Origin of the sequence: Dokdonia sp. Hel_I_53, assembly GCF_007827465.1 — a bacterium.
Lineage (GTDB): Bacteria > Bacteroidota > Bacteroidia > Flavobacteriales > Flavobacteriaceae > Dokdonia.
Window position 1 is genome coordinate 608,801 of sequence record NZ_VISL01000001.1, and the last position, 15,672, is coordinate 624,472.

The 15,672-nt window shown below is 33.5% G+C and carries 8 protein-coding genes; all 8 read left to right on the forward strand.

The genetic code is table 11. The features are described from left to right. Nucleotides 1-317 precede the first annotated feature (317 nt). The 8 genes from OD90_RS02680 (at nucleotide 318) to OD90_RS02715 (ending at nucleotide 15,642) form a co-directional block, all read left to right on the forward strand. A complete protein-coding gene (locus OD90_RS02680; RefSeq protein WP_144666192.1) occupies nucleotides 318-3,596 on the forward strand; it encodes a WD40/YVTN/BNR-like repeat-containing protein in 3,279 nt (1,092 codons plus the stop codon). 1,125 nt (nucleotides 3,597-4,721) lie between these two features. After that, nucleotides 4,722-5,042, forward strand: coding sequence for a hypothetical protein (locus tag OD90_RS02685; RefSeq protein WP_144666194.1), 321 nt, complete (start codon nucleotides 4,722-4,724; stop codon nucleotides 5,040-5,042). Then, nucleotides 5,043-5,372 (forward strand): hypothetical protein, encoded by a 330-nt coding sequence (locus OD90_RS02690; RefSeq protein ID WP_144666197.1) that lies wholly within the window; start codon nucleotides 5,043-5,045, stop codon nucleotides 5,370-5,372. It begins immediately after the preceding gene. Nucleotides 5,373-6,208: 836 nt separating this feature from the next. After that, a complete protein-coding gene (locus OD90_RS02695) occupies nucleotides 6,209-7,480 on the forward strand; it encodes an SIR2 family protein (RefSeq protein WP_144666200.1) in 1,272 nt (423 codons plus the stop codon). Then, nucleotides 7,480-9,564 carry an ATP-binding protein gene (locus OD90_RS02700; RefSeq protein ID WP_144666203.1) on the forward strand — a complete coding sequence of 695 codons (2,085 nt, stop codon included), beginning with the start codon at nucleotides 7,480-7,482 and terminating at the stop codon, nucleotides 9,562-9,564. Before OD90_RS02695 ends, OD90_RS02700 begins: the two co-directional genes overlap by 1 nt. 858 nt (nucleotides 9,565-10,422) lie before the next feature. Then, nucleotides 10,423-12,624 (forward strand): S8 family peptidase, encoded by a 2,202-nt coding sequence (locus tag OD90_RS02705; RefSeq protein ID WP_144666206.1) that lies wholly within the window; start codon nucleotides 10,423-10,425, stop codon nucleotides 12,622-12,624. Nucleotides 12,625-12,850: 226 nt separating this feature from the next. Next, entirely contained in the window at nucleotides 12,851-14,119 is a 1,269-nt protein-coding gene (locus OD90_RS02710) for an NADase-type glycan-binding domain-containing protein (protein ID WP_144666210.1), read from the forward strand. A gap of 971 nt (nucleotides 14,120-15,090) precedes the next feature. Then, a complete protein-coding gene (locus OD90_RS02715) occupies nucleotides 15,091-15,642 on the forward strand; it encodes a hypothetical protein (RefSeq protein WP_144666213.1) in 552 nt (183 codons plus the stop codon). Nucleotides 15,643-15,672: the final 30 nt, after the last annotated feature.

The window sequence follows — 15,672 nt, forward strand, 5'->3', positions numbered from 1 at the left end:
TTCGCGAAAAAAAGAAATAGGTCTCCCCCTACCCGTTCACAAACGATTATAAGTATTTGTATTCGTTTGTAGACGGAAAAGTTTTTATAATCTACTAAGGGATGGTAGTCTTATACATAGAAGTGAAGCCTACAGGATGATTTATTGTATAAATAGTTTAACAGTAAAAAAATCTAAATTCTATCTTTACATAGAGCAAAACCTACGGATTTTAAAGTGTCAAATAATTTCTTATTTAGATTTAACAAAATCCAACAGAAAATATTCGTAATTTTTACATGATAAAAAAATCACGAATCAAATAAACTTTATATAAAATGAAAAGTAAAATAAGCTACCTATCTTCTTTCTTATTACTTTTTTTTTGTACGCTTCACGTTTCGGCACAAAAAAATAAAACTAATGACACTCATCAAATTTCAAATGATACTATTTTTAATGGATTAAAACTTAGAAGTATAGGTCCAGCATTTATGAGCGGACGTATCGCAGCAATTGCTATTCATCCAGAAAATGAAAATATATGGTATGTAGGAGTCGCTTCGGGTGGCGTTTGGAAAACTGTCAATTCGGGTACTACTTGGACTCCTATTTTTGATGATCAATCTACATTTGCTATTGGCGCAGTGACTATTGACCCTAATAACCACAATATTATATGGGTAGGGACAGGTGAGGATGTGGGAGGCCGTCACATTTCTTATGGTGATGGGATTTATAAAAGTGTAGACGGTGGTAATACTTGGGAAAATATGGGGCTTGAAGATTCTCAACATATTTCCAAAATCATTGTACATCCTGAGGACAGTAATACCATTTGGGTAGCAGCACAAGGGCCATTGTGGAACAAAGGTGGTGATCGTGGTCTCTACAAATCTGTAGATGGTGGGAAATCTTGGAAAAAAACATTGGGAAATAGTGAATGGACGGGAGTAACCGAAGTTGTTATCGATCTAAAAAATCCTAACATATTAGTTGCAGCTACTTGGGATAGACACCGTACCGTTGCTGCATATATGGGTGGTGGTCCTGGATCAGGTCTCCATAAAAGTACAGATGCAGGTGAGACTTGGATTAAACTCACCAATGGGCTTCCTAAAGGAAATATGGGGAAAATTGGACTTGCCATGTCGCATTTCAACTCAAATATATTGTATGCAGCTATTGAAATGGAGCGCAGAACGGGTGGACTTTGGCGAAGTGATGATGGAGGTAATTCTTGGAAGAAACAATCAAATACAGTGACTGGTGGAACTGGACCACATTATTATCAGGAATTATACTCTTCCCCACATCAAGAAGAAAAATTGTACTTGATGGATAATAATTTACAGATTTCAGAAGATGGTGGTAAGACATTTTACCGTATGAATGAAAAGAACAAGCATGGAGATAACCATGCTATTGCCTTCAAACAGAACGACCCAGATTATTTATTAGTAGGTAGTGACGGTGGTCTATATGAAAGTTTTGATTTAACAAAAACATGGAAATATATTGAAAATTTACCCATTACTCAATTTTACAAGCTGGCTGTTGACGATGCAAAACCTTTTTATAATATTTACGGAGGAACTCAAGATAATAGCTCTGAAAGTGGTCCGTCACGTACAGATAATATACATGGAATACAAAATAGCGACTGGAAGGTTATTTTGAATTGGGATGGCCATCAAACAGCAACGGAACCTGGAAATCCAGACATTGTTTATGCTGAGCGTCAAGAAGGGACATTGTCAAGAATAGATATGAGTACAGGGGAAGTTATTGATATTCAACCGCAACCCAGCGCAAATGAAAACTATGAGCGGTTTAATTGGGATGCTCCTATTTTAATAAGCCCTCACAGCCCCACTACAATCTATTTTGCTTCACAACGTGTTTGGAAATCTGTAAATCGAGGTGACGATTGGACACCAATATCTGGAGACCTGACTAAAAATCAAAACCGAATTGAGCTGCCAATTATGGGTAAGAAGCAATCCTTCAATGAAGCTTGGGATGTTTATGCCATGAGTAATTATAATACGATTACCTCTCTAGCTGAATCTCCAAAACAGCAAGGTCTAATTTATGCAGGTACTGATGATGGTATTATTCAAGTTACGCAAGATGATGGTAATACCTGGACAAAAAAGCTTTTGAGTTCAATTCCTGGTATCCCTGCTACAGCTTTTGTAAATGATATTCGTGCAGATCTTTTTGATGCTAATACAGTTTATATGGCGCTAGACAATCACAAGTACGGCGACTTTAAGCCTTATATGTTAAAGAGTACAGATAAGGGAGAAACTTGGAGTTCTATCTCAAGCAACATTCCAGAAAATACTATGGTCTGGCGATTAGTACAAGACCATATAAAAAAGGACTTGCTCTTTGCAGCTACTGAGTTTGGAATTTATTTTACTATAAATGGTGGTGATCATTGGGCTAAGTTGAAAGGTGGCGTACCTACCATTTCATTTAGAGATATTACTATTCAGCGTAGAGAAAATGACCTTGTCGGCGCTTCATTTGGTAGGGGGTTTTATATTCTTGATGACATAACGCCTTTACGAGAATTATCAGATTCAACCTTTCAAAAGGACGCTAAACTATTTTCTACACGTGATGCGTGGTGGTATATAGAACGACCACACTTGAGTTTTGAAAGTGGTAAAGGTAGTCAAGGCGATAGCCACTTCGTTGCTCCAAATCCTGATTTTGGCGCAGTACTCACCTATTATCTAAAGGAAATTCCTAAAACTGCCAAGGCAAAACGAATTGAATCTGAAAAAAAGTATAAAAATTCAGATGTACCCTTCCCTGGGTATGATGATTTATCTGCAGAAACACTGATGGATCGACCTCAATTAATTTTTACTATTGAAGATAATACTGGCAATATTATAAGAAAATTGACAACAACCCCACGTGTAGGAATCAATCGTATTGCTTGGGATTTGCGTTATCCTTCACTAGAACCCATCTTGCTCAATGAAAAAAAATCGCAGAATAATAATGAAGAAGTACAGAGAGGATTGCTGGCACCTCCGGGCAATTATAAAGCAACTATGTATCTCCAAAATAACGGCGTTATTACCAAATTAGATGAAACCATAACTTTTAACGTAAAACCTCTATTCAAAGGGGCACTTCAAGGCTCTACTACTTCAGTGACGGCAGATTTTTGGAGAAGTTACGAGACAGTTAGTAGAGATGTCTCTGCATTTGATATTGAAATTAAAAAAACTTTACAGCGATTAAATGCAATGGAAAAAGCTTCCATCAGAACTAATGTTAAACCTGGAAGTTTAGAGCCTCAACTCAAATCTATCCGTGATGATCTCAATAAATTAAATATTGATATCTACGGTAATCCAGCAAAGTTATCAATTGGTGAAAAAACACGTCCTCAATTAGGAGAAAGACTTTTTACAATTTATAGAGGAATTGAACGGTCAACATATGGCCCCACAAATACTCATAAAAAACAATTAAAAATTATATCTGCTCAATTGACTGAAGCAAAAAATAGATTAATTGGTATTAAAAATAAAATGGAAAGCATCTACACTAAATTAAAACTAGCGGGATCACCTTATGTAGAAAAATAAGGTTCAAAACAACAATGATTCTATTTTCAAATGCACTTAAATTTCTGAAAAATTTATTTTAGAAACTTAAGTGTATTTTTTTTTATGATATTAATATTTCACTAAGTTTAGATTGCCACAACTCCAGATTACCTACAGCGCTGTCTATAAACCAATCTAAACTACAAGTAATCATAATTTTGCTCATCTCCACACTCTATTTGATACTCATCACAAACATGTCACTCTTGATAATTATGGTAGCGTATATTCTCGTAAAATTGCTATTAAAATTTCTTTATCCTATAGATTTAACTAAACTAAAACCTATAGCGCTTAAGGCAAAAGCTGCACGATAAAAGGCACCTCTCTCCTACTAGACTACTCTTGTGCCTATATTTTAAAAAGGAGCACCTAGCCGTACGTTATACAGCATTTTAGATAAAAAAATCCAGCTCTTATGAGGTGGATTTTTTTTCCGCTTTCGCGAAATGTAAATTAGACTTGCCTTACCCGTTTACAAACGAATACAAATATTTATAGTCATTTGTACACGGTAAACTTCTTATATACACCTAATGAGTTGTATATATGAATGCAAAACAAAAAGTTCTTATATCCACCTGTCTTGAGGTAGATATATTGGGAATTTAAGTATATTGCTTATATTAACGAGTGGCAGTCTGATTGGCTAGAGGGCTTGCATACTTATAAAAGTTTATAATTATCGAAAGTTGTTGCTCATCTGCATATTACCGCTTTGTCGTATGGCTCCGCTGAAAAATTCATAATTATCTAAAGGAATACATAAACGGTAAAGTCTCTGGCTTTGTTAAAATTAGGAATACATCAAAAGTAAATTTTACAGCTCCCGCCCTACTTAATCAGACTGCCACAGGCCACTGCTCAAAAATGCCTAAAAGCATACAGCTCAATTATAGAAAAATCGAAACGTAGTTGCAACCAGCTACAACTCAAGCATAAAGCGAATGAGGCATTTTTGAAAGCTCTATGTGCGGCTCACAGATTCACAAATAAGTGTATATTTAGACAAGCAATTAAAAAACAACTAAATACAGGCTATCCAGCAAAATGCCGCACTCGCTTTATGCAGTGGCCTGTTGCCAGTAATTTGAAAAAAACCTTATGAAGTTAAGTAATTCTTTTAGCGGAGCATTAAGAACATTTGCATATTTCATTGCGAGTGGAACTCATTATCAATTAAACGGAATTGAATATTTGGACTTATTCGGAGAAGAACCAAGTGCGATAGAACAAGCTTTTGCAATATTTGCTAACGTCATTGAATTGGACGAAAATGGAAACGTGCTGAATGCCAAATATGCTGAAAAAAGAGCTGTGGACTACATCCGCTCTTACTGTGATTCTAAGTATCAAGTTGAGCCACCTTATGAAGATTGGGAAATAGAATTACACTCTGCGCCACCAATAAAAGACTTAATTTAAATGACTGACCAAGTAGCTGAAAGTATTGTAGATTGTATTCTTGAATGCCGAGAAAAAGGAATTAAAGATGATAAATTGATTGTCAATGAATTAATGACCAAATTTGACGGAAATGAAGATGATTTTTATTGGGCAATTGAAATGATGAACACAGGTGGTTTTAGAGCATCAATAATGAGTTCAGGTAATACCTATCCTGAATCAAACATAAAAATTGAGGACAATCCAATATTAAAAGTTGCATTTAAAAAGTGTTGGATTGATTTAAAAGGAGAAGACCATTTTATTAGATATTATGAAAAAAAGAAAAAATGGTGGAACATATTCTGAGAAAAACTACTGGCAACAATGTATATAAAACATAGCTATTATAGGCTTTAACAAAGGTTTTTGTGTATTTACGAAGACCGCCAAATTTTTAAATTTGGCTTTTAGATAAATAAAGATAAAAAGAAAAATTTAAAAATTCGGCTCGTGTATAATCCGAAACGATAGCGTCTTTTTACACGCTACGTTTCATATACGGAGACGTGGCAGTCTGATTGGCTAGAGGGCTTGCATACTTATAAAAGTTTATAATTATCGAAAGTTGTTGCTCATCTGCATATTACCGCTTTGTCGTATGGCTCCGCTGAAAAATTCATAATTATCTAAAGGAATACATAAACGGTAAAGTCTCTGGCTTTGTTAAAATTAGGAATACATCAAAAGTAAATTTTACAGCTCCCGCCCTACTTAATCAGACTGCCACAGGCCACTGCTCAAAAATGCCTAAAAGCATACAGCTCAATTATAGAAAAATCGAAACGTAGTTGCAACCAGCTACAACTCAAGCATAAAGCGAATGAGGCATTTTTGAAAGCTCTATGTGCGGCTCACAGATTCACAAATAAGTGTATATTTAGACAAGCAATTAAAAAACAACTAAATACAGGCTATCCAGCAAAATGCCGCACTCGCTTTATGCAGTGGCCTGTTGTGCATAATCCGAAAATTGTAAAAAATTGAACATTTGAACTAAAAAAGCCAGCCGCCTAAACAGCACATTCATTTTTTTGCCAACGCGAAAAAAGCCAACGCCAAAAAAAATAAAAGAGCTGTTTTTTGCAAACGCGCGAAAATGAGAATAATTTGATTAAATTGAAAAACCAAAACATAAGTTATTAATGGCAGAATCTGAATTATATTTTTACAAAGGAAACGAAGAAGTTTTAAAGAAAATAAAAGACAAATCAGATGAAAAAACTGAATCGGCTCTTCTAAATAAAATTCAAGATTCTTTTAATAAAGTTCTCGATGGAAAGAATCTATCCTTTCTTTTGGGTTCTGGCTGTTCCTCATATCAAATTCAGAATAGTGATGAAGAATGGGAAGAAATAGGCATCCCGACAATGGCACCACTTGCTAAAAACTTTTATGCTAACATTCTAACAGAAGATGACCGAAATTGGCTAAAAGACGATGTAAAACTTGATATTACGTCAACTACATTCCAAAACAATTTAGAAACTTTTTTAGGCACACTTCACAGTCTTATATATTTTTATGAAACTACCAATCAAAATGGAACGGACGAATTTAAAAAGGTCAAAGGTATCATTGATAAAGCAAGAAATTTCCTTTTAGAACAATGTCTGAATGAGACTAAACGTAGCAATGAAGATGACATAGAATTGGTAAATCTTTATAAAATGTTTTATCGCAAACTTTTATACAGAAATGCAAATCTTCCAAAACCAAGCATATTTACAACAAACTATGACTTGTACTCTGAAATCGCACTTGACAGTTTAGGAATACATTACGTAAATGGATTTTCAGGTGGTATAAAAAAATATTTTAATCCGACCATTTTTAATTATGCACTAGCTGAAAAAATGGATTTATCACAAGGTAAATGGAGTGTTATTGATAATTTCATTTATCTATACAAAATACACGGTTCTATAAACTGGGTTCAGGACGAAGAACAGACCAAACTTTTTAGAGTTAGAGAAATTCAAGAAACAAGTTTAGAAAACCTCAAAAAAAAGGATGTTATAATGATACATCCTACACCTCTAAAACAAAATGCAAGTATGGGAAGTCCATATTCAGATTTGTTTAGAGAATTTCAGAAAAGGTTAATGAGGAATAACAATATACTTATTTCTCTTGGCTATAGCTTCAGCGATGAGCATATAAACAATCTTATATATCAGGCATTTACAATACCGTCTTTCCGATTAATCGTGTTTGGAGATTTTGCTAAAAGTGATGAAATCAAAAAACTAAAATCACTAAATGACCCAAGAATCTGGATTGTAGGTGGTAAGTTAGAAAACGGAGAAAGTTTACATTATTTTAAAGGTTTTATTGAGCAAATTTTACCAGACTTAAGTAATGACGAAATTGATGACAAAATCGATAATGCTATAAAAACTCTATTTCCAAGATAATGAATAGAGAAGATAAGCAAAGAGTTATTGGTAAAGTAGTAGCAATAAATTCAGACAGATTTACTGTTGAATTATTAAGTGGTATTGACAATTTTAACATTAGCGGATTTGATGATATCCATTATTTTGCTCAACTTAACAGCTACGTTGTGCTACCGTATCAAAATTATTTTATAGTATCGGAAGTATCTGGAGTTCGAGAAAAAGAGCTAAATGTACCTTTCAGTAATCCTAAAGAACAAATTTTAAGTAAAAGTACTACTGGTAAATATCTAGAAATACTTCCTATTGGCACACTAAAACCAGTTGATGAAAATCCAGATTATTATAAATTTGAATTTGGAGTTAGTGTTTATCCTGCATTATATACAGACGTTCTTTACATAAAAGAAAAAGAACTTGATGCCATTTTTAATGTTAAGGAACAAATTGAGATAGTTTGTGAAAAACCTAGTGAACACAAAGAAAAATGTGATTGTGAAAAGAGAAGATATAAAACGCTTTCAATTGGCACTTCCACTATATTCCCAGATTATGAAGTTAAAATTGATATAGATAAATTCTTTGCTGGTCATTCTGCTGTTTTAGGAAATACAGGAAGTGGTAAATCTTGTACAATTTCTTCAATTCTTCAGTCTATTTATAAGCTGTCAAATCATAGTGCTGTAGGAAGTACATTCATTGTGTTTGATGTAAATGGCGAATACAAACAGGCTTTTAGTGAGATATCTGAAAACACAGATATTGAAGTGCAAAATTTCTGTATTGGGAGTTCGGACAAGGATGTAAAAGAATTCACGCTACCTCATTGGTTTTTGACTATTGATGAATGGGCTTTACTTCTTCAAGCAACAGAAAAAACTCAAATACCAATATTAAGAAACGCACTAGGTTTAGCATCTGTTTTTTCTATTGGAGAAAATGTCAATGAACTCAAAAATCATATTTTGGCAACGTGCATAAGTGAGATTTTAAGAGATGAAACTAGCAGTCCATCAAAATCCGATAGGATAATATCGATACTTCAAAAATTCAATACAGCTGAAATATCATTAACAACAGAATTTACTTTTATCGACCAAGATGATAATGAGCATAATTCTGTACGTATTGGGAATCAAAACGTCAGGCTTAATTTAAGAAACTGCTTGTATGTTCATTTTGGTGTAATAGTAGGTACTGAACAATTACACTATTTCCTTGAACAAACTAACGAAGACGGTTTATCACTTTTTATTCAAGAAAAATTTCAAATGCCTTCTTATGAAAAATACCAAAAATTCACATTTGATATTATAGAAGATGCTCTCGATTTAGCTTTGTTATATGAAGAAGCACACGGAAATAGACATATTAGAGACTATTGTTCTTCGTTAATTACAAGAGTAAAAAGTATCAAGGACAGAACTGATTTTAATTTTCTAAAAAAAGATGAAGGCAATATAAGTGAGTATAAAAACAGTTTGATTGGATTAAATGAAGTAGAAGCTCAAAAATTAAAAACTAGTCAAATAATTATTATAGACATAAGTGCAGTAGAAGATGAAATTGTGGAAGTAATATCTTGTGTTATATCTCGTATAATTTATGAAAGTGTTAAGGACATAAATCCTCGAAATTCATATCCAGTAAATCTAATTTTGGAAGAAGCTCATAGATATATTTCACGAAATCCGATGGGAACATTCCTTAAAGCAAATAAGATTTTCGACTCAATTGCTAAAGAAGGGAGAAAATTTGGACTGTTACTTTTAGTTTCATCACAAAGACCAAGTGAATTATCTAAAACAGTATTATCTCAATGCAGTAATTTCATAGTCCACAGAATACAAAATCCAGAAGACCTTGCACATATTCGACAAATTACACCGCATATTTCCGAAACGATTTTGAGGAGAATGCCATCTATTCCGACTCAACACGCTTTGATTTTTGGTCATTCGGTAAATCTTCCGACAACCTTTAAGGTTCACGAAGCAAAACCATTGCCCAAAAGTGATAATAATAGAATAAGCGAAAATTGGTTCAGGCAAAAAGGATTTTCATTAACGGAAAATTTAGAAACACTAGATGATGAAGAATAAAATGCCAAAGCTAAAAGCCATACACATTCGCAATTCGCTAAAGCCAACGCTACGCCCAAAATTGCAAAAGAGTATGTCTTGCCAACGCTCACTTCCGAACTAAATAACAAACATCGGAAAACCAAGCTGAACGTGAAAAGCACTATACACAACAACGTGTATAAAACATAGCTATTATAGGCTTTCCGAGAGGTTTTTGTATATTTACAAAATGCGCCAAATTTTTTATTTGGTTATATTATAAAAGAAATTTAAACATAAAAATAAAAAATTCGGCTCGTGCTAAATCCGAAAAGTAAGCATCTTTTTATACGCTACGTTTCATACACAAGACCGTGGCAGTCTGATTGGCTAGAGGGCTTGCATACTTATAAAAGTTTATAATTATCGAAAGTTGTTGCTCATCTGCATATTACCGCTTCGTCGTATGGCTCCGCTGTAAAATTCATAACCATCTTAAGAAATACATAAACGGTAAAGTTTCTGGCTTTGTTAAAATTAGGTATACATCAAAAGTAAATTTTAAAGCTCCTAGCATCGTTTTAATAATATTTAGTAGAGAGATTCAATTTGAGATCTATATGCCTTCCTCTCGTTCGTGCCTCACTCGTCGGAGGCATGGCTAAAAATGCCTAAAAGCATACAGCTCAATTATAGAAAAATCGAAACGTAGTTGCAACCAGCTACAACTCAAGCATAAAGCGAATGAGGCATTTTTGAAAGCTCTATGTGCGGCCACAAAATTCACAAATAAGTGTATATTTAGACAAAACAAACAAAGACCCACAAATAAAGCAAATCAGCAAAATGCCGCACTCGCTTTATGCAGTGGCCTGTTGTGCATAATGCGAAAAAACTATGAGCGAAGAAAAATTTCATTTCGAAATACCAAAAGATAACATACGAAATATTAAGTATGATAAGCACGGTTTCGCACCTTCAGTACAGCGTATTAGCCATACCGACCACGGACAAAAACTAAAGGTTCAAACTCAAGATTTTATTACTACCGAGTTTAAGAAAAAGGATATTGAGTATACAAGTGATTTATATCTTCAAATTGAAACACCTGAGAAAATAACTATCAAAAGTCAAAAACTAAAAATTGAAAATCTAGGATTTGAATTATTATCATTCTCTGCTAAAAATGAATCGATTGGAACTGCAAAAATTGGAAAGGAAAAATTAAATTTATTTGAACAAAGACTCGAGAATTATATATCCAGTCCAGAAAATACTGGTAAAACTTATTTTGCGCCTATTGAAAGTATTTCAAGTATTCCGCCTGAAAACAAAATAGATGAAACAATCGATTACGAATCTAATGAAAGGATAGAAATTGTTATTAATCTCTTTAATGCTATAACATCAAAAGAATTACTTGCTATTACAAATTCAATTGAAGCGGAACTTAGACAATTTTCTGATGATGTGAAAAAGCGGAATTTTAAAAATGGTGTGGCTTCATTGCATTGCACAATTCAAGCAAAGTATTTACCACAACTTGCAACTGATTTTTCTACCATAAAAGAAATAAAAACCAGTCAAACATTCGTTGTACCTCAATCAACACCTTCTGATGCTCTTCCTAATCCACTAACCATAAACCCTGTTAAATCAGACTCTCTAGTTTGCATAGTTGACTCTGGAATTAACAAAAATGGAATAATGGATAACCTCATAAAAGAACATCTAATATATATTAATTCAACTTCGATAGATTGTGATTATAATCACGGAACTTTTGTTGCTAGCAGGTGTGTTTTTGGAGATGATATTGACAATTGCCTAGGCACTCACAGTTTAAGTCCTTACTTTAATTTAATTGATTTGTCTGTCTTTGGAGTAAATAATCTTGGGCAAGTTATTGGCCCAAGTGAATTTTTATTAAGAACTGCAATTGAAGACACAGTAGATAAGTATGCAGGAATAGTTCAAGTATATAATTTGTCATTAGGTGCTGACACGCCAATTAAAGATTCAGAGTTTTCAGATTTGGCAAAATTGTTAGATTTTTTGTCTAAAGAATATAAAGTGTTATTTGTAGTTGCTGCTGGTAATATTCGCAGCTTGTTAGGAACTTTCCCAACTGACCATTATGGCAGTCCACTTTCCAGAATTGGTTGTCCCGCAGAATCATTACTAGGTTTAACTGTTGGTTCAATTGCAAAACATACCAATGGAACAGCTTTATCTGACGTGAATTTTGTTTCGCCTTTTTCACGAAAAGGACCAGGAGCGGATAATGGAATTAAACCTGAATTAGTTGCTCACGGTGGAAATCTAATCGACCCTTATTCTAACTCACCGCGTATTTCAACTTATGGTATTTCAAAAGATGGAAAAAATTTATCTGTGGACAATGGCACAAGCCATTCTGCACCTATAATTACTCAATATGCTCAAAGACTCTTTGACGCATACCCACAAAGTGACCCGAACTTAGTAAAAGGACTTTTATGTCACTTTACAGAGCCAAGAAGCAATCACGATGAGTTGAGCGAATCTGGTTTAAATTATGTCGGTTTTGGCGAGCCAAATATAGAAAGAGCATTAACCGCAGGTAATTTCAATGCAGCTTATATATATGAAGGACAATTAGACCAAGATAATTATCAATTCATAGGCTTTCATATTCCATCTTCTTTAAGAGCTGATGAAGAAGATACAAAGTTACGTGTAAAAATAACCGTTACTTATGACCCACCAGTAAATCCTGATAATGACAAAGAATATTCAGAAGCAAGAATAACTGCAACGCTGATAAAAAATACGGATAGAGGTATGAAAGACATAGCAATTTCAGCAGAAGATAAATACAACCTACCTTGGAATCCAATAATTCAATTTGAGAAAAACTTTAGCAGGTCTTATTCCGCAGGTTTTTGGGAATTAAGACTTAGACTTTACACTCGTGGTAAAGTAAAAGATGATTATTTACAAGATTATTCCGTTGTTGTAGAAATTATTGATGATAATAAAAAAACTGATGTTTATGCTGATGTTGAAAATGAGTTTTCTGATATTTACAAAAAGATTAAGGTTACGATAGCGGCATAAGCACTATGCACAACAATGTATATAAAACATAGCTATTACAGGCTTTCCGAAAGGTTTGGCTGTATTTGCGAAGACCGCCAAATTTTTAAATTTGGCTTTTTGAGAAATTAAGATAAAAAGAAAAATTTAAAAATTCGGCTCGTGTATAATCCGAAACGTTAGTGCCTTTTTACACGCTACGTTTCATATACGGAGACGTTGGCACACATAAAGCGAAAATCATAAAATGAAATTACATATAACTCTAATAACAATGATTTTAACGACAAATTTATTTTGTCAAGAGTTAAAAACGATAATTCCCATAGAAGGAGAAACATTTGACTTTGGAATTGAAGTCCAAAATGATTGGAAAAAAAGAGACCAACTATTAGAAGATTTAGCCAATGAAAAAAAGAGTTGGGATAATTTAACAGAAGAAGAAAATGAACTTTTTGAAAAATATGACGAAACCTATGAAAGTATGTGGGATGTCGAAGGAGGCGGTTGTAGTTGGTACTGTGGAGCTGGTGAATATAGCGTAACAACATCATCTGAATTATCGTCAAACGGTAAATTAGATTACAAAGCGAAAAACCTAACTGATTTTAGTTACCAAACTGCTTGGGTAGAAGGGAAAAAAGGCTACGGAATAGGAGAATTTATCAATTTTAGTTTTGCACCTACGCATCCAAGAGTAACAACAATAATCTTCGCTAACGGTTATGTGAAAAGTGAAAAGGCTTGGAAAGACAACTCGAGAGTACATAAATTAAAAATGCTTATTAACAATGAACCATATGCTATAATTGAATTAAAAGATATTTATTCAAAACAAATAATTGAGCTTGAAAAACCTCTAGGAAATTCAGATAGGAAAGATTTTGACAAATTAAAAGAGAAAGATAATTGGAATATAAAATTTGAAATCCTATCTATTTATAAAGGAGACAAATATGATGACACCGCAATTTCAGAGATTTACTTTGATGGTTTGGATGTTCATTGCTTGGCTAAAGGAACATTAATAACCATGAGTGATAGAACACTCAAAAAAATAGAAGATTTAAAAGTAGGAGACGAAATACTGTCTTATAACAAAGAGACTGGTGAATATGAAAGTTCTATCATAAAAGAATTAGCAAGTCAAATTCATAAAGACCTTATCAATATCGAGTTCTCAAATGGAATCCAATTAACCTGTACAAAAGACCATCCTTTTTTAGCAAAAAATCTTAGTTGGACTTCGATGAACCCTAAAAAGACAGAAAGAGACTATGAAATAAATGATGTAATACAACTTAAAGTAAGAACTAAAGTTAGAAATCTAAAAAGCGAATTAGAAGTTGTAAAAATTACTGAGATTAAAGAAGAGCAGATTACTTACACAATTGTTGACTTAAGCAAAAACAAGACATTCGTTGCAAACGGAATAATTACCGGGATTGAAAAATTACGTGTGCCAACAATGTATAAAAATAATAGCGGTTTAATCGCTAAAACGAAAGTGAAATAATAACAAAAAAGGTCTATGTTTAACCGAAAAGTTAGTGCGTGTAAAATCGCTACTATTCTTATACTAGACCCTGGCAGTCTGATTGGCTAGAGGGCTCGCATACTTATAATAGTATATAATTATCGAAGGCAAAAGCATTCCAGCGCATTAACGCGTGGTCGTATGGCTCCGCTGTAAAATTCATAACCATCTTAAGGAATACATAAGCGGTAAAGTTTGTGGCTTTGTCAAGATTAGGAATACATCAAAAGTAAATTTTACAGCTCCTGACATCTTCCTCTCATTCGTACCTCTTTTATCGGTAATGAGTCTTAATCAGTAAGCCTTCCTCTCAACAGCATCATCCTCTCGATCGTGCCTCTCTCGTCGGTGATGGGATTCGTCGGAGGCAGGGCTAAAAATGCCTTAAAGCATACAGCTAAATTATAGACCAATCGAAACGTAGTTGCAATTTTTGCATTCCTCTTAGTCGCTATGCTCCTGCGTCGGATGCAAGAACTCAAGCATAAAGCGAATGAGGCAAGTTTAAAAGCTCTATGTGCGGCTCATAGATTCACAAATAAGTGTTTGTTTTGGACAACATAAAAACTCACATCTAAAGCAAATCAGTAAAATCCCAAACTCTTTTTATGCAGAGGCCTGTTTCCATTAATTTGAAAAAATACCTATTAGTGGGTTTTACAAGTAAATCATTTCTCCCCTAAAATAGTAGAAATAAATCAAACAAAATATCATGAGTAACATTGCTAAACCTTATACGAAAAGAATTTAAGAGGAACTTCAAAATATTTTAAGCTAATTGGGAATCAGGAGGTCCAATTGAACATTAGCTAAAGTAGAATTATATTAAAAAAATATCTCGATATTTAATTTACACACCTTGGTGCAAAGTTTATAGCGGATTTTTAATATCTGCCAACTGAAATTATTTCCGAACTGTAACACTAAGCGCTTTTTCACTACATATTAGTATGTATAAAACTTTTTTTGAAAATATAGCAGCAACGTATGGAGGTAAATTTCTATACAAAGATAAGGATATAAGTATAGGAGGCGGAATACGCTTACCAAAAGTGCAGTACATATTAAAGATTCCATTAGAGAATACTGAAATACTTATCTCAAACATCACTGGAAAGGAATTTTCTGCACGCCTTTCGATGAATATTGATTTACCTTCTCAAGTTCCAAATTTTGAATTGTCAACAGATTCTCATTTTAAATCTCTATTTAAGAAGAAGTCTGATCGATTTAAAATAAAATCGGAGAGCGATGCCTTGACGGAATTTTTAGAAAATAATATTCATATAAAAGAACTTGAAAAAATTGCAGAAGATGATGCTTTTGAGCCTTATATAACTGGAGAATTTAAGGATAGTTCTTATCAAGTAGAAGCTGAATATCATCTTGAATTTGACAACTGGAACAGTCCTGTCATACCTTTTATAAAACTTTTTAAAGATCTACATGTTCATCTAGAGCATCTCAGTAAAAGTAAAAATAACGCCTTAAAACATTCGTAAAAATAGTTTACGAGATTTTTAATTTGTAGT

Excerpts from the sequence above, each read along its gene's own strand:
- OD90_RS02680 (WP_144666192.1), top strand. The coding sequence starts at position 318 with ATGAAAAGTAAAATAAGCTACCTATCTTCTTTCTTATTACTTTTTTTT.
- OD90_RS02685 (WP_144666194.1), top strand. The coding sequence starts at position 4,722 with ATGAAGTTAAGTAATTCTTTTAGCGGAGCATTAAGAACATTTGCATAT.
- OD90_RS02690 (WP_144666197.1), top strand. The coding sequence starts at position 5,043 with ATGACTGACCAAGTAGCTGAAAGTATTGTAGATTGTATTCTTGAATGC.
- OD90_RS02695 (WP_144666200.1), top strand. The coding sequence starts at position 6,209 with ATGGCAGAATCTGAATTATATTTTTACAAAGGAAACGAAGAAGTTTTA.
- OD90_RS02700 (WP_144666203.1), top strand. The coding sequence starts at position 7,480 with ATGAATAGAGAAGATAAGCAAAGAGTTATTGGTAAAGTAGTAGCAATA.
- OD90_RS02705 (WP_144666206.1), top strand. The coding sequence starts at position 10,423 with ATGAGCGAAGAAAAATTTCATTTCGAAATACCAAAAGATAACATACGA.
- OD90_RS02710 (WP_144666210.1), top strand. The coding sequence starts at position 12,851 with ATGAAATTACATATAACTCTAATAACAATGATTTTAACGACAAATTTA.
- OD90_RS02715 (WP_144666213.1), top strand. The coding sequence starts at position 15,091 with ATGTATAAAACTTTTTTTGAAAATATAGCAGCAACGTATGGAGGTAAA.